The organism is Crocinitomicaceae bacterium, assembly GCA_016708105.1.
GTDB lineage: Bacteria > Bacteroidota > Bacteroidia > Flavobacteriales_D > Crocinitomicaceae > JADJGJ01.
The window spans coordinates 14089-39157 of sequence record JADJGJ010000002.1 but is presented as its reverse complement, the minus strand read 5'-3'; the positions used below and the strand labels follow the sequence as shown (position 1 = coordinate 39157).

The 25069-nt window shown below is 38.1% G+C and carries 21 protein-coding genes; 10 read left to right on the top strand and 11 right to left on the bottom strand.

Going from position 1 to position 25069, the window contains the following annotated elements; all coding sequences use genetic code 11:
* Positions 1–148: 148 nt before the first annotated feature.
* From rsmI to clpX, 3 genes are all read left to right on the top strand, one after another.
* On the top strand, positions 149–865 hold the full coding sequence (gene rsmI, locus IPH66_11515) for a 16S rRNA (cytidine(1402)-2'-O)-methyltransferase (protein MBK7129975.1): 717 nt from the start codon (positions 149–151) through the stop codon (positions 863–865).
* A 158-nt stretch (positions 866–1023) separates the two neighbouring features.
* Positions 1024–1683, top strand: a complete 660-nt coding sequence (gene clpP, locus IPH66_11510) for an ATP-dependent Clp endopeptidase proteolytic subunit ClpP (protein ID MBK7129974.1) — start codon at positions 1024–1026, stop codon at positions 1681–1683.
* Between the two features lie 4 nt (positions 1684–1687).
* Positions 1688–2920: an ATP-dependent Clp protease ATP-binding subunit ClpX gene (gene clpX, locus IPH66_11505; GenBank protein MBK7129973.1), complete on the top strand. Its 1233-nt coding sequence runs from the start codon at positions 1688–1690 to the stop codon at positions 2918–2920.
* A gap of 118 nt (positions 2921–3038) precedes the next feature.
* On the opposite strand, the gene IPH66_11500 is transcribed toward clpX, so the two are convergent.
* Together IPH66_11500 and IPH66_11495 are read right to left on the bottom strand one after the other, a co-directional pair.
* A complete protein-coding gene (locus tag IPH66_11500) occupies positions 3039–4082 on the bottom strand; it encodes a hypothetical protein (protein MBK7129972.1) in 1044 nt (347 codons plus the stop codon).
* Positions 4079–4648 carry a sigma-70 family RNA polymerase sigma factor gene (locus tag IPH66_11495; GenBank protein MBK7129971.1) on the bottom strand — a complete coding sequence of 190 codons (570 nt, stop codon included), beginning with the start codon at positions 4646–4648 and terminating at the stop codon, positions 4079–4081. The genes IPH66_11500 and IPH66_11495 overlap by 4 nt, the downstream gene beginning before the upstream one ends.
* A gap of 188 nt (positions 4649–4836) precedes the next feature.
* Here IPH66_11495 and IPH66_11490 point away from each other — a divergent pair, with 188 nt between their 5' ends.
* The 3 genes from IPH66_11490 (at position 4837) to IPH66_11480 (ending at position 11434) form a co-directional block, all read left to right on the top strand.
* On the top strand, positions 4837–5358 hold the full coding sequence (locus tag IPH66_11490; GenBank protein ID MBK7129970.1) for a hypothetical protein: 522 nt from the start codon (positions 4837–4839) through the stop codon (positions 5356–5358).
* 105 nt (positions 5359–5463) lie between these two features.
* Positions 5464–9153: a SpoIIE family protein phosphatase gene (locus IPH66_11485; GenBank protein ID MBK7129969.1), complete on the top strand. Its 3690-nt coding sequence runs from the start codon at positions 5464–5466 to the stop codon at positions 9151–9153.
* 115 nt (positions 9154–9268) lie between these two features.
* The gene (locus tag IPH66_11480) at positions 9269–11434 is read left to right on the top strand and encodes a gliding motility-associated C-terminal domain-containing protein (GenBank protein MBK7129968.1); all 2166 of its coding nucleotides are present in this window, start codon (positions 9269–9271) and stop codon (positions 11432–11434) included.
* A 34-nt stretch (positions 11435–11468) separates the two neighbouring features.
* Here IPH66_11480 and IPH66_11475 read toward each other — a convergent pair whose 3' ends face one another.
* A complete protein-coding gene (locus IPH66_11475; protein MBK7129967.1) occupies positions 11469–12605 on the bottom strand; it encodes a PAS domain S-box protein in 1137 nt (378 codons plus the stop codon).
* 272 nt (positions 12606–12877) lie between these two features.
* Here IPH66_11475 and IPH66_11470 point away from each other — a divergent pair, with 272 nt between their 5' ends.
* Together IPH66_11470 and IPH66_11465 are read left to right on the top strand one after the other, a co-directional pair.
* Complete coding sequence (locus tag IPH66_11470) at positions 12878–14866, top strand: PKD domain-containing protein (GenBank protein ID MBK7129966.1); 1989 nt, start codon at positions 12878–12880, stop codon at positions 14864–14866.
* 171 nt (positions 14867–15037) lie between these two features.
* On the top strand, positions 15038–15457 hold the full coding sequence (locus tag IPH66_11465; protein MBK7129965.1) for a hypothetical protein: 420 nt from the start codon (positions 15038–15040) through the stop codon (positions 15455–15457).
* A gap of 138 nt (positions 15458–15595) precedes the next feature.
* Here the strand turns inward: IPH66_11465 and IPH66_11460 are convergent, their stop codons facing one another.
* Entirely contained in the window at positions 15596–16252 is a 657-nt protein-coding gene (locus tag IPH66_11460) for a hypothetical protein (protein ID MBK7129964.1), read from the bottom strand.
* Between the two features lie 265 nt (positions 16253–16517).
* Positions 16518–17027 carry a hypothetical protein gene (locus IPH66_11455; GenBank protein ID MBK7129963.1) on the bottom strand — a complete coding sequence of 170 codons (510 nt, stop codon included), beginning with the start codon at positions 17025–17027 and terminating at the stop codon, positions 16518–16520.
* 167 nt (positions 17028–17194) lie between these two features.
* Between IPH66_11455 and IPH66_11450 the strand changes: the two genes are divergently transcribed.
* Both IPH66_11450 and IPH66_11445 read left to right on the top strand, forming a co-directional pair.
* A complete protein-coding gene (locus IPH66_11450; GenBank protein MBK7129962.1) occupies positions 17195–18097 on the top strand; it encodes an IS1634 family transposase in 903 nt (300 codons plus the stop codon).
* A complete protein-coding gene (locus IPH66_11445) occupies positions 18019–18648 on the top strand; it encodes a transposase (GenBank protein MBK7129961.1) in 630 nt (209 codons plus the stop codon). The genes IPH66_11450 and IPH66_11445 overlap by 79 nt, the downstream gene beginning before the upstream one ends.
* A gap of 146 nt (positions 18649–18794) precedes the next feature.
* Here the strand turns inward: IPH66_11445 and IPH66_11440 are convergent, their stop codons facing one another.
* From IPH66_11440 to IPH66_11415, 6 genes are all read right to left on the bottom strand, one after another.
* Positions 18795–20000 carry a tetratricopeptide repeat protein gene (locus tag IPH66_11440; GenBank protein ID MBK7129960.1) on the bottom strand — a complete coding sequence of 402 codons (1206 nt, stop codon included), beginning with the start codon at positions 19998–20000 and terminating at the stop codon, positions 18795–18797.
* A 130-nt stretch (positions 20001–20130) separates the two neighbouring features.
* Positions 20131–21141 carry a zinc-binding dehydrogenase gene (locus IPH66_11435; protein ID MBK7129959.1) on the bottom strand — a complete coding sequence of 337 codons (1011 nt, stop codon included), beginning with the start codon at positions 21139–21141 and terminating at the stop codon, positions 20131–20133.
* 108 nt (positions 21142–21249) lie between these two features.
* The gene (locus IPH66_11430) at positions 21250–22083 is read right to left on the bottom strand and encodes a universal stress protein (GenBank protein ID MBK7129958.1); all 834 of its coding nucleotides are present in this window, start codon (positions 22081–22083) and stop codon (positions 21250–21252) included.
* A gap of 83 nt (positions 22084–22166) precedes the next feature.
* Positions 22167–23000, bottom strand: a complete 834-nt coding sequence (locus IPH66_11425; GenBank protein MBK7129957.1) for a DMT family transporter — start codon at positions 22998–23000, stop codon at positions 22167–22169.
* A 129-nt stretch (positions 23001–23129) separates the two neighbouring features.
* Positions 23130–23783 carry a hypothetical protein gene (locus IPH66_11420; GenBank protein ID MBK7129956.1) on the bottom strand — a complete coding sequence of 218 codons (654 nt, stop codon included), beginning with the start codon at positions 23781–23783 and terminating at the stop codon, positions 23130–23132.
* A gap of 77 nt (positions 23784–23860) precedes the next feature.
* Positions 23861–25069, bottom strand: a complete 1209-nt coding sequence (locus IPH66_11415; GenBank protein MBK7129955.1) for a DUF2029 domain-containing protein — start codon at positions 25067–25069, stop codon at positions 23861–23863.

Genomic DNA, 25069 nt, shown 5'->3' with positions numbered 1-25069 from the left:
TGTAAATATGAAACTCAAGCCGCAGCGGTCAGAGGCTGAATAAACGTAAACAGCGATGCGCAACAAAAGAGATTATATCAAATAAAAGTTTCTTCTCAATTACCACACTGTAACCTGACGAAATAAATCTGCTTACCTTAGCTGCGGCATGACAAATCAAGCACAGGGTAAACTTACGGTAGTTCCAACGCCAATTGGAAATTTGGAGGACATGACCTTCAGAGCAATTCGAATTTTGAAAGAGGCGGATGCGGTTTTGGCTGAAGATACCAGAACAAGCTCGGTATTATTTCAACGCTATGAAATATCAAACAAACTCATTGCTTATCATTTGAACAATGAGCACAAAATTGTTGAGCGAATAGTAGAAGAAATTCAAAACGGTAAACATTATGCGCTGATTTCAGATGCCGGCACACCCGGTATTTCTGATCCGGGATTTTTACTCATTCGCGCATGCATTCAACATGAAATTTTAGTGGAGTGTTTACCGGGTCCAACCGCCTTTGTGCCCGCATTGGTTTCGTCAGGTTTTCCGTGTGAAAAATTTGTGTATGAAGGATTTTTACCACAAAAAAAAGGACGCGAAACACGCATAAAAAAAATTGCCGAAGAAAACCGCACCGTTGTTTTATATGAATCGCCTCATCGATTGATTAAAGCCCTGGAACAATTTAAACTATTCTTTGCCTCTACCAGACAAATTGCCGTGTGCCGTGAACTATCAAAAAAATTTGAAGAAATTGTCAGAGGCACATCAACAGAATTAATTGCGCATTTTACCTCGCATCCAATAAAAGGAGAATTTGTGATTGTGATTGAGGGCAAGCATGCTTCAGATAAAAAAGGAGAAGAGGGGGATTAAAATTTTTTTCCATCTCATTCGTTCTATAACCTGACATACATAATGAAATTACACAGAAAAAGCCGGAATACTTAATAAACAGACCATACAAAGTCAGTCTGGTATATTTCCCTCATTTATTATTACCTTTATCACCTAAACTAAAAGAACCACAAAACATGTTTGGCAAAGAAGAATTCAACAAATACGCTGTAAAACATCACGGAATCAGCAGTACAACACTCAATCATTACATCACCTCATCTATGACACCCTACATCATAGAAGAGCGTCAGTTAAACGTTGCGCAAATGGACGTTTTCTCACGTTTAATGATGGATCGTATCATTTTTCTGGGCACCGGAATTGATGATCAAGTAGCAAATATTATTACGGCTCAGTTATTATTTCTTGAGTCAGTTGACCCTAAAAAAGATATTCAAATTTACCTCAACTCACCGGGCGGCGGTGTTTATGCAGGGTTGGGTATATATGATACCATGCAATACATTTCACCGGATGTGGCAACTATTTGTACAGGTATGGCAGCATCCATGGGTGCCGTATTATTGTGCGCCGGAGCAAAAGGAAAGAGATCAGCCCTTCCACATTCTCGCGTTATGATTCACCAACCACTTGGTGGTGCGCAAGGACAAGCATCAGACATTGAAATTACCGCGCGTGAAATTCAAAAACTGAAAGTTGAATTGTATGAAATCATTGCCAAACATTCAGGCAAAGATTATGATCAGGTTTGGAAAGATTCAGATCGTGATTATTGGATGATAGCACAAGAAGCCAAAGACTACGGCATGGTAGATGAAGTATTGAGCAAATAAAATCATGGGAAAAAGCGGAGGCATTTCATGTTCGTTTTGCGGACGACCAAAAAGTGAAGTCAACATTCTGATTGCCGGCGTTACCGGTCATATCTGTGAGAGTTGTATTGATCAGGCTCATAATATTGTGTCTGAGCAAATGCGACATGAAAAAAAATCAGATGTAAAAGCAGATTTTAAATTATTGAAACCTGCGCAAATCAAAGAACATTTAGATGAATATGTCATTGGGCAAGAGGATGCCAAACGTGTTTTATCTGTTGCTGTTTACAATCACTACAAACGGGTAACATATAAAGCCAAACAAGGGGATGTTGAAATTGAAAAATCTAATGTGATTTTGGTTGGTCGCACCGGAACCGGTAAAACTTTATTGGCAAAAACAATTGCCAAGTCACTCAATGTTCCTTTTTGTATTGCAGATGCCACAGTGCTTACTGAAGCCGGTTACGTGGGCGAAGATGTTGAAAGTATTTTGTCAAGATTATTACAAGCCGCAGATTTTAATGTGGAGGCGGCAGAACGTGGGATAGTTTTCATTGATGAGATAGATAAAATTGCGCGCAAATCAGATAACCCATCTATCACACGTGATGTGTCAGGTGAAGGGGTGCAGCAAGCCTTATTGAAATTACTTGAAGGCAGTGAAGTGAATGTACCACCGCAAGGCGGACGCAAGCATCCTGAACAAAAAATGATTAAAGTAAATACATCTAATATTCTCTTCATTGCCGGAGGAGCATTTGATGGTATTGAAAAAATAATTGCCCGCAGAGTAAACCGCAACATAATTGGTTTTGCCTCTAAAGATGAAGTGCGCATTGATACTGAAAATCTTTTACAATATATCATACCATCAGACTTGAAAGATTTTGGTTTAATACCTGAACTTATTGGTCGTATGCCGGTGGTATCATACCTTGATCCGTTAGATGAAAAAGCCTTACGCCGCATTTTAACCGAACCAAAAAATGCACTCATCAAACAATACGTACATCTTTTTGCAATTGATAATATTGATTTGAAATTTGACTCTGATGTATTAGATTTCATTGTTCAAAAAGCACTTGAATACAAACTTGGTGCACGTGGTCTGCGCTCTATTTGTGAAGCCATTCTCAATGATGCCATGTTTGAATTCCCGTCAAATAAGGCCATGAAAGATTTACGTGTTACCCTTGAATACGCTGAGTCACGTTTTGGTCGTTCTAAAATGGCTAAGTTGAAGATTGCCTAGGTGACATATTAATTTCCTATACTTCATTTTTTGTATAACCAGCAGAAAAAATTTGCATTCTCATTTCAATCATTGAGTTTAAAAAGCTTCCTCACATCTATACATAATAAAGGTTTCATTACTTCAACTGTAACGAATCACTCGTTATACCCAACTCAGGTTTGTAGACTAGATTCCCTTCCTTCAATGAAAATTTGAAATAGAGTTCTACCTCTTCAGTTACCGGGTTGCCAAAAGAATCTGTTGCCGGCATCCACGCGGGCATAATGCGCACGATGCGTGCGGCTTCACGTTCAAACAGGTTAGCTACTTTTTGATTAAACAGTACTTGGGTTATATTAAGTGGCTTATCATTCTCATCAGTCAGATGAAAACAATTTGCTTCAATATTGGTGCATTCACCTCCTTCAGAAACTAAAAATTTAACCTTCACATTACCACTTATTTTTTTCTCTTTTGCGGTTCCCGGGAATCTCATATTTTCAATGATGAAATTCTGCATGGCATGATCACCTTCTGCAAATGCCGCATGTTTGATTTTTGATGGCGCATAAAATTCTCCCTCTTCTAATTCCGTGCTATTATCCGTTTCAAGTTTATTAGAAGAATTTTCACGCTCAGTTTCAATCGTATTCAAACTTGTTGACACAACATTATCATCTGAATTAAAAACAGTGTTTTCAGCATTCATTCTGCGGTGAGATGAGTTGTTTTCAGGCGCTTGAATATCATCAGCTTCAAGTGAAGCCATAGAATCAGAATAGAAATATGCCTCATCTTTACTGATAAGCTCTTCCTCTTCGGGTGTAAGCTGTGTGGTTTGTACAGAATTTTGATCAGTGATTAAATTGGTATCTGATTCGTTATTTGACAGAGAGGCATAAAGCACCGCCGTTAAAATGCCGGCGCCAACAATAGCACCACCAACAGTAAAATATGGTTTGGTATACCAAGCACCGCCGCCACCTCCGGCCACCATATTAATTTCAGCCAGCAACGCACGACGATTCACTGTTTCAACAAAGAGTTTTTGGTCAGTGACCATACGACTGAGTGCCGCGTCATGCTGCATTGCAGATTCAAATTGCTGCAATTCTGATCCGCTCATTTGTCCCTGCAAATAGCGATCAATATTTTCCATGGTACTTAAATCTGCTCTCATTTTACTGCCGTTGTTTGAAGTTCTTTTCCTGTCATTTGTCTTGCTAATTCAATAGCTCGTTCCATGCATTTATACTTCTGTGTTTTTGCAGAGTTCACGCTGGTAAAATCTAATTCACGTGCAATGGTATTCATGTCTTCTTTTTTAAAATAAAATAGTTCAAAAATCTTTCTGCATTTATCTGTAATTTGTGTCAACACTTTTTCAAGCAATTTTATTTTTTCTTCTTTCTCTTCACTATATCCAATATCTTCAGCAGATAAAATGAGGGTGTCTTTCCATTCTAATTCAGGATTTTTGTTTCGGCGGCGCGCTTCATTTTTCCATAAAAACCGGTTGATACCAAACAGGTAAGTTGACAATTTTGATGTGAGTTCAAATTCTTGTTTACCCACTTTTTCAATCAGCAAAACCAAACTATCATGAAAAATTTCACGGGCAATTTCAGCATCACCTCCACTTGAACAAATGTTGGCTTTGATTTTGGGAAATTCTTTATACAGCACTTTAATTGCTGCCTCCCGTTTGCCGAGCCTGATTTCTGATATGATTTCCTGATCTGTCATACAACACGCTTTTACATGTATATGTCAATGTTTATTAAAGGTAACCTTTGTATTTGAAAAAAGAAAGCATTTCAATGAAACCGGTATTTTATATCAATGCCAGCTATTGATGGCATATAGATCATTCACTTAAAACGAAAAAAATTCTTGTCCACAATAAAATTTGTACATTTATAAAAACATCTTTTATGAAAACTGCTTTATATAGTCTGCTATTTGTTGGATTTACGTTGATCTTGATTTCAGCAACAACCACACGCCCCAAATCAGACAGTCTATTACTTAAACTGCAAACATCATTACCTGAAGGTTGGAGAATGCAATACAGCACTGATACCATGTACATCACGCATGATGAACCTATCTATTTGCTAGTTTCAAACTATATCAATGCTCCGGCTGATGCATTTGAAGATTCAGATGAGAATATGAATAAAATAATTTCATCAGGAAAAGAAACCCGTGCGCAACTCGTTTTCTATCGTAAATTAAAAGACAACCTCAGTGAAGAAGAAGAATCAAAAGCCAATTATTTCTCATCACTCTACGCACTTTTTGAAATCAGCGCTCAAGGCTTTGATACGCCATACGCACGTTGCTATCCATGGAAAACTGCAGACGAGGCAGAGACTATCTACTTCACCTTGATTCAATCAATCTTAAAACTTGGCACCGGTCCGGTTTATACTGCGGTGGGTATGGGAAGATAAGCCATTTTTAAAGCCTCTACGATTCAATTTTAATTCTGTTCATCCAAACTTTTTTAATCAATTTGATTAGAGCATCATTTTGATTTTTATCTTAGTAGTCCCAAAATGAAAGGACTATCCATTAGTAGTATTCTTATACTGCTGGCAGCGCTGTTTATTGTAAGCTGTTCAGATAACGTTGGTATATCTGAAAATCAATCAACGAATAACAACCAAGAAGACACTTCTTACTTCATAAGTAAAACAGATGATACTGTTTATACGGGTACTGCGTTCAAAATTGAGGGCAGATTAAGAGACACCAATCTATATAATTTGGATAAGACCCATTTTGGAGATGCCACCTACTCTATTGCTGAAATACCACGCCATGAATCGGCTTACGCACCTCAAGTAGATGTCTATCCATTATATTTTGACAGCATGCGAGTAATTGCAACAGGTGAAGACACTTTACTGCCTTTTGAATTTATTGCAGTTCAACCGCATAGAGTTACCCTAAAAAATACTGCCAGTATTAATACCGGATCATTAAGACATAAAGAAAATGCAAGATTTGATTTGCAATATCTAAACCCTGAAGCAGGTTTGGCTTCAGGTTATGTATACAGTTTACTCTTTGATAAAAAAGGATTTCTCTGGATTGGTTCAGAAAGAGGTTTGTCTAGATATGATGGCACTACACTAGTGCATTATGATGCGAATTCAGGCCTACCTGATAATAAAGTGACATCCCTATTTGAAGATTCAAAAGGAAATTTATGGATAGGAACGCAATATGGCGGACTGGCAAAATATAACGGTACAACCTTAGAAATTTATACCCGTGAAAGTGGTTTGCCGGCAAATTATATTGGAGGTTTTACTGAAGATAAAAGCGGAAATATTTGGGCAGCCATTTGGGGCGGAGGCGTTGTAAAAATAAACGGTGATTCACTTGCCGTGCTTAGCAAAGAGCATGGCCTACCTGAATTACGAGTTACCGATGTAGAATCTGATGAAAAAGGAAATATTTGGATTGCAACTAACGGCTGGGGACTTTTCATTTTTGACGGTAAATATCTCAAACACCATGGAAATAAATTCGGTTTTAATGATGGTTACTTGCTCAGCATAACACGTGATTCACAAAACCGAATGTGGATGGGTAACTGGAATACTTTTGTTTGGATTGATGATGATTCAGTATACGTGATGAACAATATAGAACGAGGCGCGCCCGGTATACCAACAGGAAACATCTATGAAGACAGCATGAAAAATATTTGGTTTGCCTCAGGTTCAGGAATTGCCATGTGGAATGGCACCGCCATTCGCATGATGAATGAAGATGATGGATTACCTTCAAAAAGTGCTACTTCAATTCATGAAGACCCCGCCGGCAATATTTGGATTGGCACAGCAGGTGGTGGCATTGCTCGCTATAATCCTAACTCATTTCAATACTTTGATAAATCTGCCGGATTACCTGATAATGTTGTACACGCCATGATTGAAACCAATTCTGGTTTAATTGCCATGGCTAGTGAAAGCGGGGTTGTGTTTTTTAATGACACCTCAGTGAACAGACTTTTTGTCAACGATGCTGTATTGCCTTTTGGCGGAACTATCTATGAAATTATAGAAACCAATGATTCTGCCCTGTGGTTTTCTCAATTAAATGGTGCCGTGTACAGGTTGAAAGGTGACTCCCTCAAACATATTGCAAATCATCAGGGAATGCATGATCACAACATTACGGCTATTGCACAACTAGAGTCAGGTGAAATGTGGTTTGGCGCTTGGAATGTTGGCCTTTCAAAAATGAATAACAAAGGTCAGTTCACTGTTTATAATGCAGCAAGCGGACTCATGAATTTTATTATCACCGACCTCATTGTTGATCAAAAACAAAATCTTTGGATTGCTACTGATGGTGAAGGAATAACCGTTTTTGACGGCGAATATTTTACCCACCTAACAACCAACGAAGGCCTGGCATCTGACCATGTAAACGCATTATATGCGGATCACAACGGAACCATTTGGGTGTTGACTAATAAAGGGATTTCATTGGTAAACAATCGCACAATTTCATCTTTTCAAAACAATAATTTATTGCCCGATATAAATGCTGTATCAATGACTGAAGATCATGATAAAAATATTTGGATTATGACGGCAGATGGAATTTTATTCTTGCAGAAAAAAGAAAATACACCGGACGAAATTTTCAACCCTAATAATTATATAATGAAAATTTTCAACCATTTTGATGGTTTGTTGAGCACTGATTTTATTCCGCGCAGCGTGCTCGTAGACTCTGATAATAGAATTTGGCTGGGAACGGGTAAAGGGGTTATCATGAAAAATTTGACAACATTTGATTTAACCCCACAAAAACCTGACGTAAGAATTGAAACCATCAAACTCAATGGGAATTTTATTGACTACAATCATTTAGACAATGTAGATTATGATAGTTTGCTTCCGGGTTTATCAAATTTCAGAGAAGACATAAGTCTGCCGGTGGCTTTTGAAAACATTCCAACAAGACTTGTGTTGCCAAGCGATATCAATCATCTTACATTTATATTCAGTACCCATGGGTGGTATACAGATAAAACTCAATTTGCCTATCGTTTGGTTGGGCTAGACGAAACATGGTCAAACCCTTCAGAAGAGAATTGGGCAGAATATAGGAATCTATCTTATGGAAAATACACTTTTGAAGTTAAAACCATTGGAGAATCAAACACTGAAAGTGATATTTTGAAATATGAATTTGAAATTTTGCCTCCATGGTATCATACTTGGTGGGCAAGATTGATTATGCTGCTAATACTGCTTGTTGTGTTTAGATTTATTATTCAAACAAGAACTAAACAACTTCTAAAAAAGCAAGCATTATTAGAACAAAAAGTGAAGGAGCGCACAGCAGAGCTTGATGAAAAAAATCAAGAACTACAATTGCAAAATACCATCATTGAAGAGCAGAGAATTGAGGCAGAAATGCGAAAAGAAAAAATTGAAAAGCAACATATACTGCTTGAAGAAACGCATAAAGAAATTCGCGACAGCATCAACTACGCCAAACGCATTCAAGAAGCTATTCTGCCTCCAAAATCAACCATTGATAAATTACTGCCTGACAATTTCATTCTCTATAAACCAAAAGATGTAGTAGCCGGAGACTTTTATTGGATTCATGAGGTAGACAAAATGATATTCTTTGCATCAGCTGACTGTACCGGACATGGTGTGCCAGGTGCCATGGTGAGCGTAGTTTGCTACAATGCATTGAATCGCGCGGTGAGAGAATTCTCCCTTTCATCACCCGAAAAAATTCTAGATAAAACACGTGAAATTGTTTTGGAAACTTTTCAGCAGAACAGTTCACAAGTTAATGACGGAATGGACATTTCACTGATTGCCATAAAGCGATCTGAAACAAATACTACCTTGCACTATGCCGGTGCAAACAACGCCGTTTGCATTGTTCGTGGCGGTAAGTTGATTGAACTAGAGCCAGACAAGCAACCGGTAGGAAATTATAAAGATGCAAAACCCTTTAGTTTGAAAAAACTTGAATTGCAAAAAACGGATGTCATCTATCTTTTTACCGATGGATATGCTGATCAATTTGGCGGACCAAAGGGCAAAAAATTAAAATCAAAAGTATTGAAAGAGATGCTGCTTTCCGTGTCAATGCTTGATATTGTAGAACAAGAAAACAAGCTGCTTGAATATCTTGATCAATGGAAAGGAGACCTGGAACAACTGGATGATATTTCAGTATTTGGTTTTAGAGTATAAATTGAACTGCACACACCGGTTGATTTCGGCAAAGTTTTTGCAGTTCAATCAACAAAACAACCGTTTAACACGTCTTTGAAAACAAAGCGGCTATAAAATCGTTACTTTTACTGCGGTGTTGAAAAACCTCTTACTCATATTCTTAGCAGCATTTGCCATTTATGCTGAAGCTTCACACATTGTAGGTGGAGAAATGTATTACGACTGTCTTGGAGGCACACAATACCGCGTCACGCTTAAGATTTATCGTGATTGTGCTTCAACCGGCGCAGCGTATGATGACCCACTACCTGTTACCGTTTTTAACGGAAGCGCAACACAACTCACACAATTCAACATTAATTTTCCGGGCAGTTCAGTTTTACCGGTTGTTTTTAGCAACCCTTGCGTAAATATTCCTTCAGGTATTTGTGTTGAAGAAGCAATTTATACAACGGTCGTTACATTGCCTCCTTCTTCTAATGGATACGTGTTATCTTATCAACGTTGTTGCCGCGGGCCGGCGGTAACTAATCTTTTAACACCCGAAGATCAAGGCCTCACGCTAACTATCCGAATCCCTCCACCGGCTGATGCTATTTGTAATAGTTCACCACGTTTCAATAATTATCCTCCCTTACTTTTTTGTGCTGATCAGGAATTAGTATTTGATCATTCAGCAACTGATCCTGATGGTGATTCCATTGCGTATGAATTAATTCAACCATGGCAAGGAGGCACCAGTTTGGCGCCTGCACCAAATCCTGCATCTGCGCCTCCGTATACGCCGGTACAATGGGCGGGAGGTTATTCTCAAACCGCACCATTTGGCGCTGCGCCTATTTCGCTTAATCCTATTACCGGATTACTTGTTGCCACCCCAACCGTACCGGGCTTATACGTGGTTGGCGTAGCGGCAAAAGAATATCGGAATGGTGTATTGCTCTCAACCACCGTGCGCGATTTTCTTTTCAAAGTAATGAACTGTGATATCAGCATGGAAGCTGAAGTAGTGCCGCAAGTAGATATGTCAACATTTGTGTCGTACTGCCAAGGTCTCACCATTGATTTTGAAAACAATAGTTATGGAGGAACAAACTATTCATGGAATTTTGGTGTACCCGGTATTACAACGGATATCAGTACAGCATTTGAACCAAGTTATACCTTTCCCGGACCGGGAACATACAACGTGATGCTTGTTGTAAATCCAGGATGGCCATGCACTGACACCAGTGTAGAAACATTTATTATTAATGAAGAAATCACGGCCTCCTTTGTACCGCCTTCTCCACAATGCATTACTACCAATAATTTTAATTTCAACGGGCAAGGCTTGTATCCGGCTGCTGGTACTAGTTTTTTATGGGAATTTGGATTAACTACAAATCCTGATTCGGCATTCACTGAAGATGTCAGCAACGTGATTTTTACAGAGTATGGATATCGCCCTGTTACGTACACTGTTTTTTATGATGTGTGCGAAATTTCTTACACTGATTCTGTATTTGTTTACGCTGAACCTGAGATTGGATTTTATATTGAAGATGAGTTGATGTGTGCGCCTTATCTTGCTGAATTTATTGACACATCATTCGCTCATACGCAAATTTATTATCAGTGGAATTTTGGCGATGGATCAGATTTATCTCCACTTCAAAATCCTACGCATTTGTATCCTACACCCGGTGTTTATGACGTGACGCTTACTATATGGACAGATGCGGGATGCATTGATACACTCACACTTTTTCAGCCCGGTTTAATAGAAGTTTTTCCAAGTCCGGTTTCACAATTTACGGTTAGCCCAACCGAAGCCACCGTGTTTAATCCGCATTTTTATTTTTCAGATCAATCACAAGACAGCCAACAACACTATTATTATTTTACCGATGGTGAAATGACATCAGAACGTTTTGTCTGGCATTCATTTGTAGAATCAGGTTGGCATTATCCTTATCAGGTTGTCATTAATCAGTATGGTTGTCCTGATACCAGTTGGCAGAGTTTATACGTGATACCATTCACTACCATCTTTGTTCCAAACGCATTTACGCCAAATGGTGACGGACGAAATGATGTATGGCAACCGGTGATTTATGATACTGAGTTTTATGAAATTTGGGTCTATGATCGGTGGGGACAACTCATTTTAAACAGCACTGATGAAAACGCAAGCTGGGATGGCACCATGAATGGAAAAGCATCACCTGTAGGTGTGTATACCTATTACATCAAATACGTTGATCACGACACCGGATTACCTGATGAAATACGAGGTCATTTTAGTTTGGTGAGATAAGTGCCATGCACTTCAGGAACGAAATATTTCTAATTTAGAGTAAATCAAACTCAAGGCTATAACGGGTTCCTTTAACGGTTAAATCTCTTTCCAGTTTTCCGTTGAGTTGTTCAGTAAGACTTGATATTAATTGAAAGCCCAAGGTTGATGTATTGTCGAAATTTTTTTCAGCTGGATACCCCACTCCGTTATCTGCATAATTGAGCAAATATCGTTTGCTTGCCAATGGAGAAAATTCAATGACAATTTTTCCCTTCTGATCAGGAAAAGCGTATTTGAGCGAATTGGTAACAAATTCATTGATCATCAAACCAAGCGGAATGGCTGTATTGATATTTAGAAAAAGATTTTCAGATTTAATTTCTAAAGAAATTGATTTGGTATCATGCACGGTATTGATAAATAATTCGCGCAGCAATTCTTTCAGATAATCTGCGTAATTGATGCTTGATAAATTACTTGAACCATACAACATCTGGTGTACTTTACACATAGCTTCAATGCGTGATTTACTTTGATAAAGAAGCGTGCGCACCTTGCTGTCATTCGTACTGTTTGCTTGCAAATTGAGTAAAGAGATAATGATTTGCAAATTGTTTTTTACCCGGTGATGTATTTCTTTAAGCAGAATTTCCTTCTCTTCAATATTTTTCAAAATGGTTTGCTCCGCTTTTTTCTTCTGAGTTAAATCTCGCCAAATGGTATTGATGAGTACTTTGTCTTTGTATTCAACTTTTGACAACCAAACTTCAACCGGAAAATTTTCACCATTGGCTCTGGTATGTATCCACTCAAAATGATGACTGCCGTTTTTTATTGCTAAATCAATCATTTCCTGCGCTTTTTCATACGAGAATCTGCCGTCAGGTTGTTTTTCAGGCGAAAGTTCTGAAGGGTGAGTGTTCAACAATTCTTCTCTGGTTTTATAGCCAAGCATTTTCACAACAGCCTCATTACAATCAACAAAGGTGTTATTTTCAATTACCAAAAGAGCATCATCTGACATTTCAAAAAGAGAACGATATTTCATGCTGTCCTCTTCATCAAGCGCATGATTTTTTTCTAATTCAGCAATTCTTTTTTCTAGTAAAACAATCTTTTCTTCAGGTGTAATATCCATTTTTTGCAATCCTTGCTTACTGACTGTTTGATATGAATTAGACTTACTCACAGCTACTTTGAATTGATTATCTGCAATTTGCAGGGGTGCAAAGCTATTGTTGAAGGTAAGAAATAAAAATGATTTGAATCAAGAATTATCATTAAAATAATATTAGATAAGTACACCATATTCAAAAGATTTGACAACAGAACAGCCCACCATTGCAGGCTTCATGACGTTATGATCAAGGAGAGTACGCGTTGCTCTTAATGGATTTATTAAATTTGAGCTATCTGAATAAATGGCTTGTCATATTATGTTTGCTGCTAAACTTACACCATGTGAGAGCATCACATATTGTAGGGGGTGAAGTTTATTATGATTGCTTGGGCGGCACTACCTACACCATTACGTTTAAAATTTATAGAGATTGCAATTCAACCACACCTTATGATACAGACCTACCCGTGACGGTATTCAACGGAGTAGGTGCAATCTTATATGAGTACACTATACCCATGCCTACCCCGGTTTTGTTGGATGTAGTTTTTAATAATCCCTGCGTTTCAATTCCGCCCGGCATTTGCGTTGAGCAAGCCATTTATACCAAAACGGTAACATTGCCGCCATCAGCATCAGGGTACACCATATCCTATCAGAAATGTTGCAGAACGGCAGGCACACAAAATTTGACAAATCCGGACACACAAGGAATCACACTGACAATTGACATACCGCCACCTGCAACAGCTACATGCAACAGTTCACCGCGCTTCAATAATTATCCGCCTTTGCTTTTATGCGCAAATGAAGAATTGGTATTTGATCATTCAGCAACTGACCCGGACGGGGATAGTTTGGTCTATTCACTATGCACACCGTATCAAGGTGGAGGCACAACACTTTTTCCGGCCAATTGTGCCACATGCCCAAGCCCCGTTCCGGCAACGGCTCCACCTTATACCCCTATTGCCTGGGTGCCCGGTATCAATCCAACGAATCCATTTGGAGGCGGCTCAATTAATATAAATTCTCAAACCGGTTTACTCACTGCCACTCCACCTGTACCCGGTTTTTTTGCTGTAGGGGTTTGCGTGCAAGAATATCGTGATGGTGTTTTACTCAGCACCAATATTCGCGATTTTATATTTCAGGTATTGAATTGTAATTTTTTATTGCAGGCAAATATTACCCCTCAAACAAGCATGCCCGGCTTCACTTCATTTTGTGACGGACTGACTATAACTTTTGACAACGCAAGTTTTAACGGCACTGATTATGTTTGGGATTTTGGTGTACCCGGTATTGCCACCGATGTAAGTACACAATTTGAACCAACTTATACATTTCCGTCAGCTGGTACGTATGATGTGATGCTGGTTGTTAATCCAAGTGGTGCGCCGTGTTCTGATACCACCATACAATCGTTCACGGTGTATGAAGATATTTATCCTGAATTTTCAGTGCCATCTCCACAATGCATCACAGGCAATAGTTTTGATTTTTTTGGACAAGGACAATACCCCGCAATAGGCACAACCTTTCAATGGGATTTTGGATCAGGCGCTACACCTACTAGCGCAGCAACTGAAGATGTACTCAACGTGGTGTATGATGATTACGGATATCAGCAAGTAAGTTTTACTATTTATTATGAAACGTGTGAAGAGTCCATAACTGATTCTGTGCTGGTTTATGCAGAACCTGAAATTGGTTTTCAGTTGCCGCCCGGTTTACACTGCGCACCATATCTTGCACAATTTGATGACACATCATTTGCATTGACAACTATTTATTACGAATGGGATTTTGGTGATGGAAGTGCAATTTCAAATCTTGCTGAACCTGAACATTTGTATAGTGAACCCGGTGTGTATGACATCACCCTTACCATTTGGACCACCTCAGGTTGTGTTGATACCTTGTCCATTTTTATGGATGATTATTTACAAGTATTTCCAAGTCCAACTTCATTATTCAGCGTGAGCCCAACTGAAGCAACTGTGTTTTATCCCAATTTCTATTTTACTGATTTATCATCCAACGGCGTGAGTCAAACATTTTATTTTACAGATGGATATACATCCACTGAATCTCCTGTTTGGCATTCGTATGTTGAATCAGGTTATCACTATCCCTACCAAGTTGTGCTGAATGAATATGGTTGTCCTGATACCAGCTGGCAAACAATATATATTATTCCGTTTACATCAGTATTTGTTCCGAACGCTTTTTCACCCAACGGTGACGGAAAAAATGATAGTTGGCAACCGGTTGTTTATGATACTGAAGCGTATGAAATTTGGGTGTATGATCGCTGGGGCAATTAGTTTTAAACTCAACTTCTGAAACAGCGTCATGGGATGGTTTTATTAGCGGAAAACCTGCACCCATTGGTGTATACACCTATTACATCAAATACATTGACCAGTTAGATGGATTGCCGTATGAAATTCGCGGACATTTTTCATTGGTGAGGTGATTTGCTTTTTTAACTCAGTATGGAAATTCTTGACACATCTTCAAAATTACAAGTAGAACGAAATTATTTTAAAGTTCGCGTAGTCATTCTCTGGTTTATTCCGGTTGTACTTTACTTTATTTTTAAAGCGCTGCACTGGAGTGGTGGCAATATTCTTTTAATATTTGGAACAGGCGGCTTCTCAGCCTACTTATGGTCTGGTCTTTATTTTCTTAAAGCAAAGCATTCTTTCAACACAGCGCTTAGTATTTTGGCTGCCATCTGGTTAATGTTTTTATGTTACGGTGCTTTTTTAAACAGAGGAATACCTTTCAATACCAAAGCTCTGATGATTTATTTAGTCGTATTTTCCATTTATTTCATCATCTACTTTTTAATTTTTCAAAAGAGATTTAAGAAATCAAATCTCAAGGTAAATGATCAGACAGCAATTAAATAATTACACCCGAACACCAATTACCAATACATCATCAACCTGTTCGTGATCACCCATCCATGTCTTGAAAAATTCGGCTTCAATTTCAGGTTGTGAACTAGCTATTAATGAAATGTTTTTTTATGACCTGAACAATTTTAATCACTCTTCAAAATTCATGTTTTGCGCATCATCCAATACATTTTTTGAAGTGAGATAAGTTATTTCAGTTGTTGGAACACTTTGATCAACTTCCTCAAATTTCAGATCATCAAACCATACTTTGCCTTTGCCGTTTAACAGAACACCATAATTCAGTGTATAACTTTTTTCAGGAACATCAAGAACAATTTCACACAAGCTCCAATCCGTATCACCCTTTAATGAACGATTTTCCATGTTGTCAAATCCAAGCGCTTTGCCTCCGTCTTCAGGATCAATGCGCAACCACATACCTGCCCAGCTTTTCACATTTTCTGTTTTTAAATATCCTGACATTTTTATGCGTTTACCCACATATTTTTTTGCTGAGCTTGTTTGCATCATGGTAGAAAAACTTAAAATAATATCTCTCTTTGATTCAATGTAGGCTGAATTATTCCCTGACTTAAACACTGCAGAATCTACACCCATTTCAAAATTGTTGGGTTCATCACCTGACTTGAACCAGCCATCGGGTAAATTATCATGAATCTCTTCTGATTCTGATTCAGTAATTTCTTGTTCTAAGGAGTCAACCGGATCTTGCTCAACATGAATTTGATTATTTGTACACCCGATAAAAGGAATACAAAGAGTGATAAAAAATATCTTTTTCATAAACTTTTGGATTAGATTTTCAAGTGAATGTATTGCAAAAAATCCTATGTGTCAAGCGCCAATAAAATTTCATGATGCTGTTTAACAATTTTTGATCGTCTGCGTTGGCCTACTTAAAATGATGAACATCAAAACAACACTCTGTATAAAAATTAGTCTCCGCAATCATCGCAAAATGAGCAATTGAATAAAACTAGGCGCGTTGCAATAAGTGATCGTTCTGTAGGCGCAGGTCTCGACCTGCGCCTACAGAATATTAAGGGTATCATCTAGATCTCATGCGGTAGGGATACAAAATAGCAACAGCCATTCCATAAAAAACCAAAAAGTGTCCTGTTTGCATACGATTTGCATACGATTTGAAGTAATGAAATTCTTGCACAGAAATATTTCTGATAATCTTTCCATGATCTGTCAATACAAATAAACCATCTTTGATTTCAGGTGAACCTTGCAGCATGTAGCCTGCCAGAAAAAAATTTATAAATGCGTAGAAAAATCCACCAATTGCAACAACTCTCAACCAGCGCGGTGTTTGATCAAATAGGTTATGATAATAGTTACCGAGACTTGTTGAAGATCCTTTATGTTGTTGGAATTTTCTCCTGCTTTTTAATTCCATTACGGTTGGCCACCACACCACAAATAAAAGCAAAACAAAAATCCAGATATATGAAAAATGAGCTGTTACATCAAATTTCAGCAACGAAAGTACATGTGAAATAAATAAGACAACCCATCCCACACAGGCTAACCAAAACGAAAATCTTTTCATGGCATGATCAATCTAACCTGAAAATTAGGTGCACTCCTGACTTGTCCCCACCAAATTTAGTGCGGAGCTAACTCCCTCATAATCAAACGAGGTGTTTTAAAAAAGGCTAAATTTACCGCACTAATGCTGATTTTTGAATGAAAATAAGGGTTGTAAAAACGGCCTCTATGGCAAGGGCTGTTCAAGTAGTTCGTTACGAGAATAACAAGAGGAAAGTAATACAACACATGGGTTCTGCACATACAGCGGATGAATTTGTTGAGTTAATGAAAATGGCAGAGGAGTGGATAAAAAATTCCACGATGCAAACTTCAATTTTTCCGGATGAAAATCCCAACAAATTGTTGCATCTTAATCACAGCACTTTTGTTGGCATCAAATACCATTTTTTTTACAAACAAATTAGAGCGATACAAGACACTCTTAAACTAAATGATTTTCCCTCGTTGTTAAATGATTTGGTTACCATTAGAATATTTGAACCGGCATCCAAACTTCGTTCCTTAGAGTTGATCAAACTGTTCTTTGGTATCAGCCATAGTCGCAAGACATATTACAAGATTGCCCCAGAGTGCATCAACTTGAAGAAAAAAGTAGAAAAAAAAGTTGTTGACTTCGCTAGAAGGTATTACTCATTCAACTATGACATTCTGTTTTATGATGTAACCACACTTTATTTTGAGACATTTAAAGAAGATGAGTTGCGAATGAATGGCTTTTCAAAAGACAACAAATCTCAACAGCCTCAGATACTCATTGCGCTGATGGTGAGTAAAGAGGGTTTTCCCGTGTCGTATGAAGTGTTTTCGGGTAATACTTTTGAAGGTCACACAATCATCCCGGTTATTAATGATTTTATTAAAAGAAATGGTGTACAAAACTTCACCGTTGTAGCAGATGCTGCAATGATCAGTTCAGAAAATGTACAACAATTAATCCAGAACAACATCAACTACATCGTGGGGCAAGACTCGCAAACGTCTCCGCAACTATGCTCGACACCATTGACAAAAATATCAACAGAGAAAACGGAAAAAGCATACGCATTAAAACCGATAATGGATATTTGATTTGCAGTTATTCAGATGTCAGATACCGTAAGGATAAGCATGAAATGGAAAAACAAATAGACAAAGCAAAACAAGTTATTGCAAAGCCGTCAAAAACTAAAAAATTAAAATTCACCCAAACAAAAAATCAGCAAATTGAACTCAATGAAATTCTAATTGAGAAAACTCGCAAACTTCTAGGGATAAAAGGATATTATACGAACATTGAAGAATCAACGGCTGACGACAAAACAATAATAGAGCGCTACCATGAACTTTATAAAATTGAACAAGCCTTCAGAATATCAAAAAACGACCTACAAACAAGACCAATTTTTCATTTTAAGGAAGATCCCATCAAACTTCATATGCTCATTTGTTTTATTGCATTAGTGATATCAAAACACATAGAACTAAAAACAGGTATCTCAATAAGAAAATTTATAGACGAGTCAAAAAAAATCGTTGATGGAGAAATATTGAATCTGATCACGCAAAAAACTGTAACTATAAAGGCAAACCCATCTCAGAAAATGACGGAGCTTATTGCAAAATTAAATCTACCGCACTAAAAGGGACAAGTCAGGAAATAAATAAGACAACCCATCCCACACAGGCTAACCAAAACGAAAATCTTTTCATGGCATGATCAATCTAACCTGAAAATTAGGTGCACTCTTTGTCACAGTCTGCCCCTTGAACTTGGTGAAGAACTAACTTAAAAATTGGCTTTCCAACGCAATTTATGATCGTTAAGTTGTCCTTGAAGTTCTTTTGCTTCACCTTTAAATTTCATTTCATTGGTGGCAATGCACTTGTTGATGTTTACCTCAGCTTCATCATAATTGCTCATCCACATGTATGCCTCAGCAATATTGTAATACAACATGGCAGTAATTTTATCATTGATGCGCGCTTTGTTATCATTCATGTTGCTTTCAGTTAAGGCCTGTTTCCAAATACCAATTGCCTCATTTAATTTGCCGTGAGCATTCTTGCGATCACGTGTTTGATAAATTAAATCGTACCCTTGTTTTGCAATGGTATATCCATTAGTAAGGTCATCATAATTGAAATCTTTATGACTTTTTACAGAGTACACTTCAGTATTCCAGGTACGGGTTGGATATCCGCAAGCATTATTGAGATAGGCAGTAATTTCAGCTAAGGCAACGCTGCGTGCGTGCTTTTGTAATTCACTCCAAAATTGTGTTTGACTGTCAAGATACCACAACTGGAATTCATATTTGCTGGCGTAATCTTTCAGTGGATATGATCGTACTTCATTCAAAATAATCGTGTTTAGAATAACTCCCTGAGAAGGGGTTTCTACTTTCAATTCAACCGGCATGGTGTATTCAGCGCGGTAAGAATATTTGGTTGAAGTACCACTACCGCTTTTAGTTTCTACAATTTTAATTCCGCCTATACCTTTAAAGTCAAGCGTAACTTTTGCGCCACCGCTGCCTTTGCTAAAACCATCAATAGTAATCATATTGTTTACCTGATCAACCGGCAAATCTTCATGTAAATTTGGTTGAACAACATCTAACTTCACCGGCTGAGCCGGATATACAGGCGCAGCAGGCGCAGCACTTACCGTACCCGCATTCGTACTCTTCTCCCAATTTGCCATTTGCATCAAATAGTTGCGATCAAGATTTTTTTTCTGCTCTTTCCACACATTGAGTTGACTGTCATATTGGGTATTGGCATTGTCCAGTTTCATCTGGTAGGCCATTAAGCTATCTTCATTGCTTTTCTCAAATGATTTGATCACTGAAATTTCAAACTGCGTGTATTGAGATGCAATTGGGTTAGTTGGTAATTGAATGTACGTGAATGACACTTTGTTGTCATTGATATTTTGTGCCATTACGGTTGACGTAATTCCGGCAGCTAACAAAAGTAAGGTTCTTTTCATGGAGATCATTTTATTATTTTTTCAGCATCTTACACAAATATTATCTCGGAGATTTATTGAGAAATTGACTTTGTGTCAAATGCACGATACACTATTTCATTTTAACTGAATAAAGATAATTTAATTTTTTTCACTTCTGCACCATTACAACAACCTTGCCAATTGATTTTCGGCTTTCAAGGAATGTATGCGCCTCAGCAATTTCAGTGAATGCAAAGCGTGCGCCAACATGAGGTTTAATTTTACCCGCCTCATATAATTTGTACACTTCATGAAGACAAGTTGCCAATACTTCAGGCTTTTGATCTGCAATACGAATCATGTTGACCCCCATTAATGAAACAGAGTCTCTCACCAAAAGAATGGGCAATAAAAATCCCATCTTGCGCAAAAATTTTATACCGTTCCAGAATTTGAAACCGGCTTTACGTTCTGATGCGCCATACATAATCAAGCGTCCGCCGGCGCGCAATAATTTTTTATCTTGTTTAAATGTGCTTCCGCCCACGGGATTAAAAATGACATCAAACAATTCATCTTTCCACACCTCAGCATAGTTTGCCGTTTGATGATTCAATACAAAATCAGCCCCCTGATTGCGCATGTATTCCTCTTTTTCATGATTGCCGCCAATAGCATAAATTGTTGCCCCTGCTAACTTACATAGTTGTATCAGGGCTGTGCCAACCCCGCCTGCCCCGGCGTGAATCAATACTTTATCTCCCTTTCGCAGTTGAGTAGTATAATCGGCCATATACCAAGCCGTGGCATATTGAACCGCTAAACAACACAACTCAGCCGCATCATGAGTCCCTGTTTCTAAGCAAGCGTTTGCTTTGGTAAGCGTGTATTGTGCATAACCACCAAAACGAGTAAAAGCAATTACATTTTTACCCACTAAATGTTGATTCATTTCATTGCCGACAGCACAAATTTTACCTGCCACTTCATAACCGGGAATAAAAGGCAAGGCCGGTGCATCACCATACAAACCATTGCGGGCCATTATTTCAGCATAGTTAAGTCCAAAGCATGATACCTCAATCAGCACCTCATCATCAGCGCAAGTTGGCATTGGCGCTTCACGGTATTCAAAAGCCTGTTTGGCACCGGCATGTTGTTTTAAATAAATTGCTTTCATGATGAAAATTAATTTGTACTTCACTCTTCTGAAATAAAAAAAATCCGGCGTTTTGAGCCGGATTCTATATCATTTCTTCGTCAGAAATTTTTTGAAATTGTTTAATGACTAGGTAAAGATTGCTTGATATGCATTAGAAGCATTGATTGGATTCAAAATCAATGTTGGAATCAACGCTTCATTGGTGATAATATATTGCTCATGATTTGCACCAAGCGCACCAAATAGTTGGTTTTTTTGAGTATTCATGATAGCAATTAAATCACCTCCTACTTTTACGGCATGTTTTACCACTTCTTTTTCAAATCCGCTGGCAGGGGCAAGCGTAGTAGTACACTCAATGCCGCGGTCACCAAAATACTTATTTGCAAAAACAATGTTTGCACGAATGGTGTGTTTCAAGTACTCATCTGTTTCATCAGGAATGATAACATGCACGCGCGAGTTGAAATATTTAGCCATGTTAGCTACCAGCGTGAGTTTTTGTTTTGTTTCTTTTTCAAGATCAAGAGGTACTACGATATCGTTGTATCCTTTCACATCAATTTTACTTTCTTGAACAATTACAAACGGTGTAGGCGAATTGGTTACCACTTTCAACGCATGGCTTCCGGTGATGTGTTGCCAACCATGAGCACCGTGTGTGCCCATAAAAATAAGTTCAGCTCCAATCTCTAAAGCGAAGTCAGAAATATCATCAAAAATGTTTCCAACACGCACATGATCCACCACCTCAATGCCTTGAACACGTGAAACGCTTTTTGCTTTTTGGATGGCTTTATCCAATTTTTCTTTTACTTCACGCACTGCTTCTTTTTTAGCAACAACATGAAGAATGTGAACCTCAGCATCAACTGCTTTTGCGGTTACCAGTGCATGCTCAAAAGCACTGTCGGCAACCTCAGAAAAATCATAAGGTACAAGTAGCTTTTTCTTTGTCATAAGGGAATTGGTTTTTCTGGTTTTAATTTTTTGCAAATCTATTGCTTTTACGCAATTGGGGCATTAAGATACTGATAATTAATTTAGGCTAAGAGATTATTGCGGCTTTTTTTTGTTTTAATCCATGCGTGAACCAGTATAGCCAGTATGATAATTGCCCCTCCAAGGTAGAAACCATCACTCATTTTTTCTTTGTTGGTTTGGTTTACATAGTCTAGTATCAAGGCAATAATAATGGTATACACCGGCTCAAGGTTTACGCTGATACTCACGGTAAATGGGGTTACAAATTTCATAACCCAGATACTTGCCATAAAAGCAAACGTGGTACAAATAGTTGCCAGAATAATGAGATAAACCCAATCAATACCTGCTACAGCAAAAGTTTCTTTTGTGAGTTCTCCGTTATAAAGCAGGAAAACGGTGGCGGTTAAAAAACCACCCAGCATTTCATATTGCGTAATAATGCGTGATGACATGGTTTTTACATATAGGCCGTTAAGCACATTAAAAAGTGCTGAGAAAAAGGCTGACAATAAACCAATGAGAATGCCCAGTGTATAAGAGGTTTCAAAACCAAAAATCACCATAACACCTGCTGACACGGCAATACTTAAAATGAATTCACTGAAAAAATAACGCCGCTTAAAAATGAGTGGTTCAAGAAAAGAGGTAAACAAGGTAGCGGCAGACATACACACCACGGCAATGGATACCGTACTGATTTTTATTGCAAGAAAAAAAGTGACCCAATGTAATCCCACAATCACACCGGTACCTAATAACCACAGGGCTTGCTTTGGGCTAACAAATTTTTTCTCACGCACTATTAATCCCATAATGAGCATAGAAAGAAATGCTATGCCCGTTCTGAAAAAAGTAATTTCATTGGCGTTTAAATTGATCAAACTGCCCAATATGCCGGTAAAACCCCAAATGAGAACAATGAAGTGAAGGAAAACCTGATATTTTAATGTTGACTGAATAAAAAAAGCCGGTCATCAATTGACAACCGGCCACAAAAGTATCATTTTGAAAACGAAGTACTATTTAATCGCTTCTTTTTTAGCTTGAATTCCGCTAACTACCCCTTCTTGCTCTTTGATCTCTGCTTTTTTAGATTCCTGATTTTTCTTTGACTCTTCAATCAGTTTTTCATTTTCAGCAATTTTCGCTTTGTAATCTTCAATCTCTTTTTCTTTTTTCGCCTGATCTGATTCCAGGTCAGCCAGTTCTTTTTGTTTTTGTTTAAGCACTTCTTCAGCCGCTTTGATTTCATCATCCACGGCGGCTTTTGCGGCTTTTACCCCAAATTTAGTCAGCCTGTCTTTCATGTAACTGAATTGTTGTCCGTGTTCACCTGAACTCATAAAAGCACCTCCCAAATCAATGGCAATAGACACATTGCATCCACCTTCAGCGTTTGCTTCAATCATTGCGTATACATCAAATGAATTTGGGCCCATGTCTTTGATTGAACAATCATCAACAAAAATGTATCCTTTGGTGCTGTATTTTCCTTTCCAGTCTTTTAACTCTTCTTTGAGAGAATTTTCAACTTGCTTTTCATTTGCGTAAGGAATGGTGATCAGAAAACCATTTTTTGAGCCGTCAATGTTTACGCTGCGCTCATCAACTTGTACTTGTGCGTTAGAACTCAATGCTAGCGAAACCGCAACCAGAGTAAATATTTTTTTCATAAGATTTTTTTTTTTGGAAGATTCTAAAGTTACAAATTTCTGTTTACCAAACAAGGATTGTGCCGCATGAAAATTATTCACTCAACCAAGCGGTGAGATTTAATTGCATTACCCAAGGGTTGCTTTGTGAACAACAGTATAACCACCAACAACAAGGCTCCGTAGGTAACAATTTTATAATGATCGTAATACATTCCAAATGACCCCACCAGCAAATTAAGATTGAAGCATAAATACACCATGATTAAAAGGCAAAACTGCCAGCGATATTTTTTTATTCCTTCAATCATGATGAGATAAAGAATGTAACTAAATGCCGGCATGGATAATAAAAAAGCATAGTGTTGCTGATGCGGAAAAATTAGCGGAATTATCAACATGATATAGGCAGCCTCTTTCCATCGTTTCAATTTATTATTCTCAGGTTTGAAAAATTTTAAGCGCGTAACGGCTATGGTGGAAAGCACCAAGGCTAACCGAATGAGGTTAAGCACCCAAAATACTTTTTCAGAAGATAGATTAAACATATTTCTGCGCAAAGGCAGCGCATGTGTATCAGGTACCGTTTCCATGCATAAAGTTGGTATCAGCGTGCTTAAGCCATGAAAGCTGCGCTCATCTGTATCAATAGTATGTTTTGTTTGCGTTGGGTTAATGAGTTGCCACCAGTCGTGCATCAAAAGCACATATTGATGGTACTCAACCGCCGTGAGCGGAATTAAAAAATAGGCAAGCACAGCCACGCACGTGTAACATGCCGCTAAAAAATATCCTCTGAAAATTAAATAGGGAATAAATACTAAAGGCAATAGTTTGATATTAATGCCTAAGGCAAGCAGTGCTGCACCTTTGACGTGTCTCTGATAATAGATGAGTGATAAAGATTCAAGCATGCAGTATGCCATAAAAACTGTCATTTGCCCAAGATGAAAATTATCACGAATAAACCGGAGATTAAATATGAAAATCAAACTCAGAAAAATAAATCGTGATCTTGAATTCCATTTTTCAACCTGCAACTGCCGCAGCGTAATAGCAAAAATACGCCATAGAAAAAAAAGATTCAGCGCCAGCCAAATCCAAGTAGCTGCGTAGAGCGGCAGCATTGCCAAGGGGAAAAGCAGTATGGCAAACAACTGTGAATAATAGTAGTGATACCATTCATGATATGTAAGTGTATAAATATTTTTGCCGTCAAAATAATCACGTGAAGCTTGCCAGAAAATTGAAAAGTCACCCTGTTGATTTGCCTCAATGGAAATGTAAACCAGAGCCAATAGCAGCAT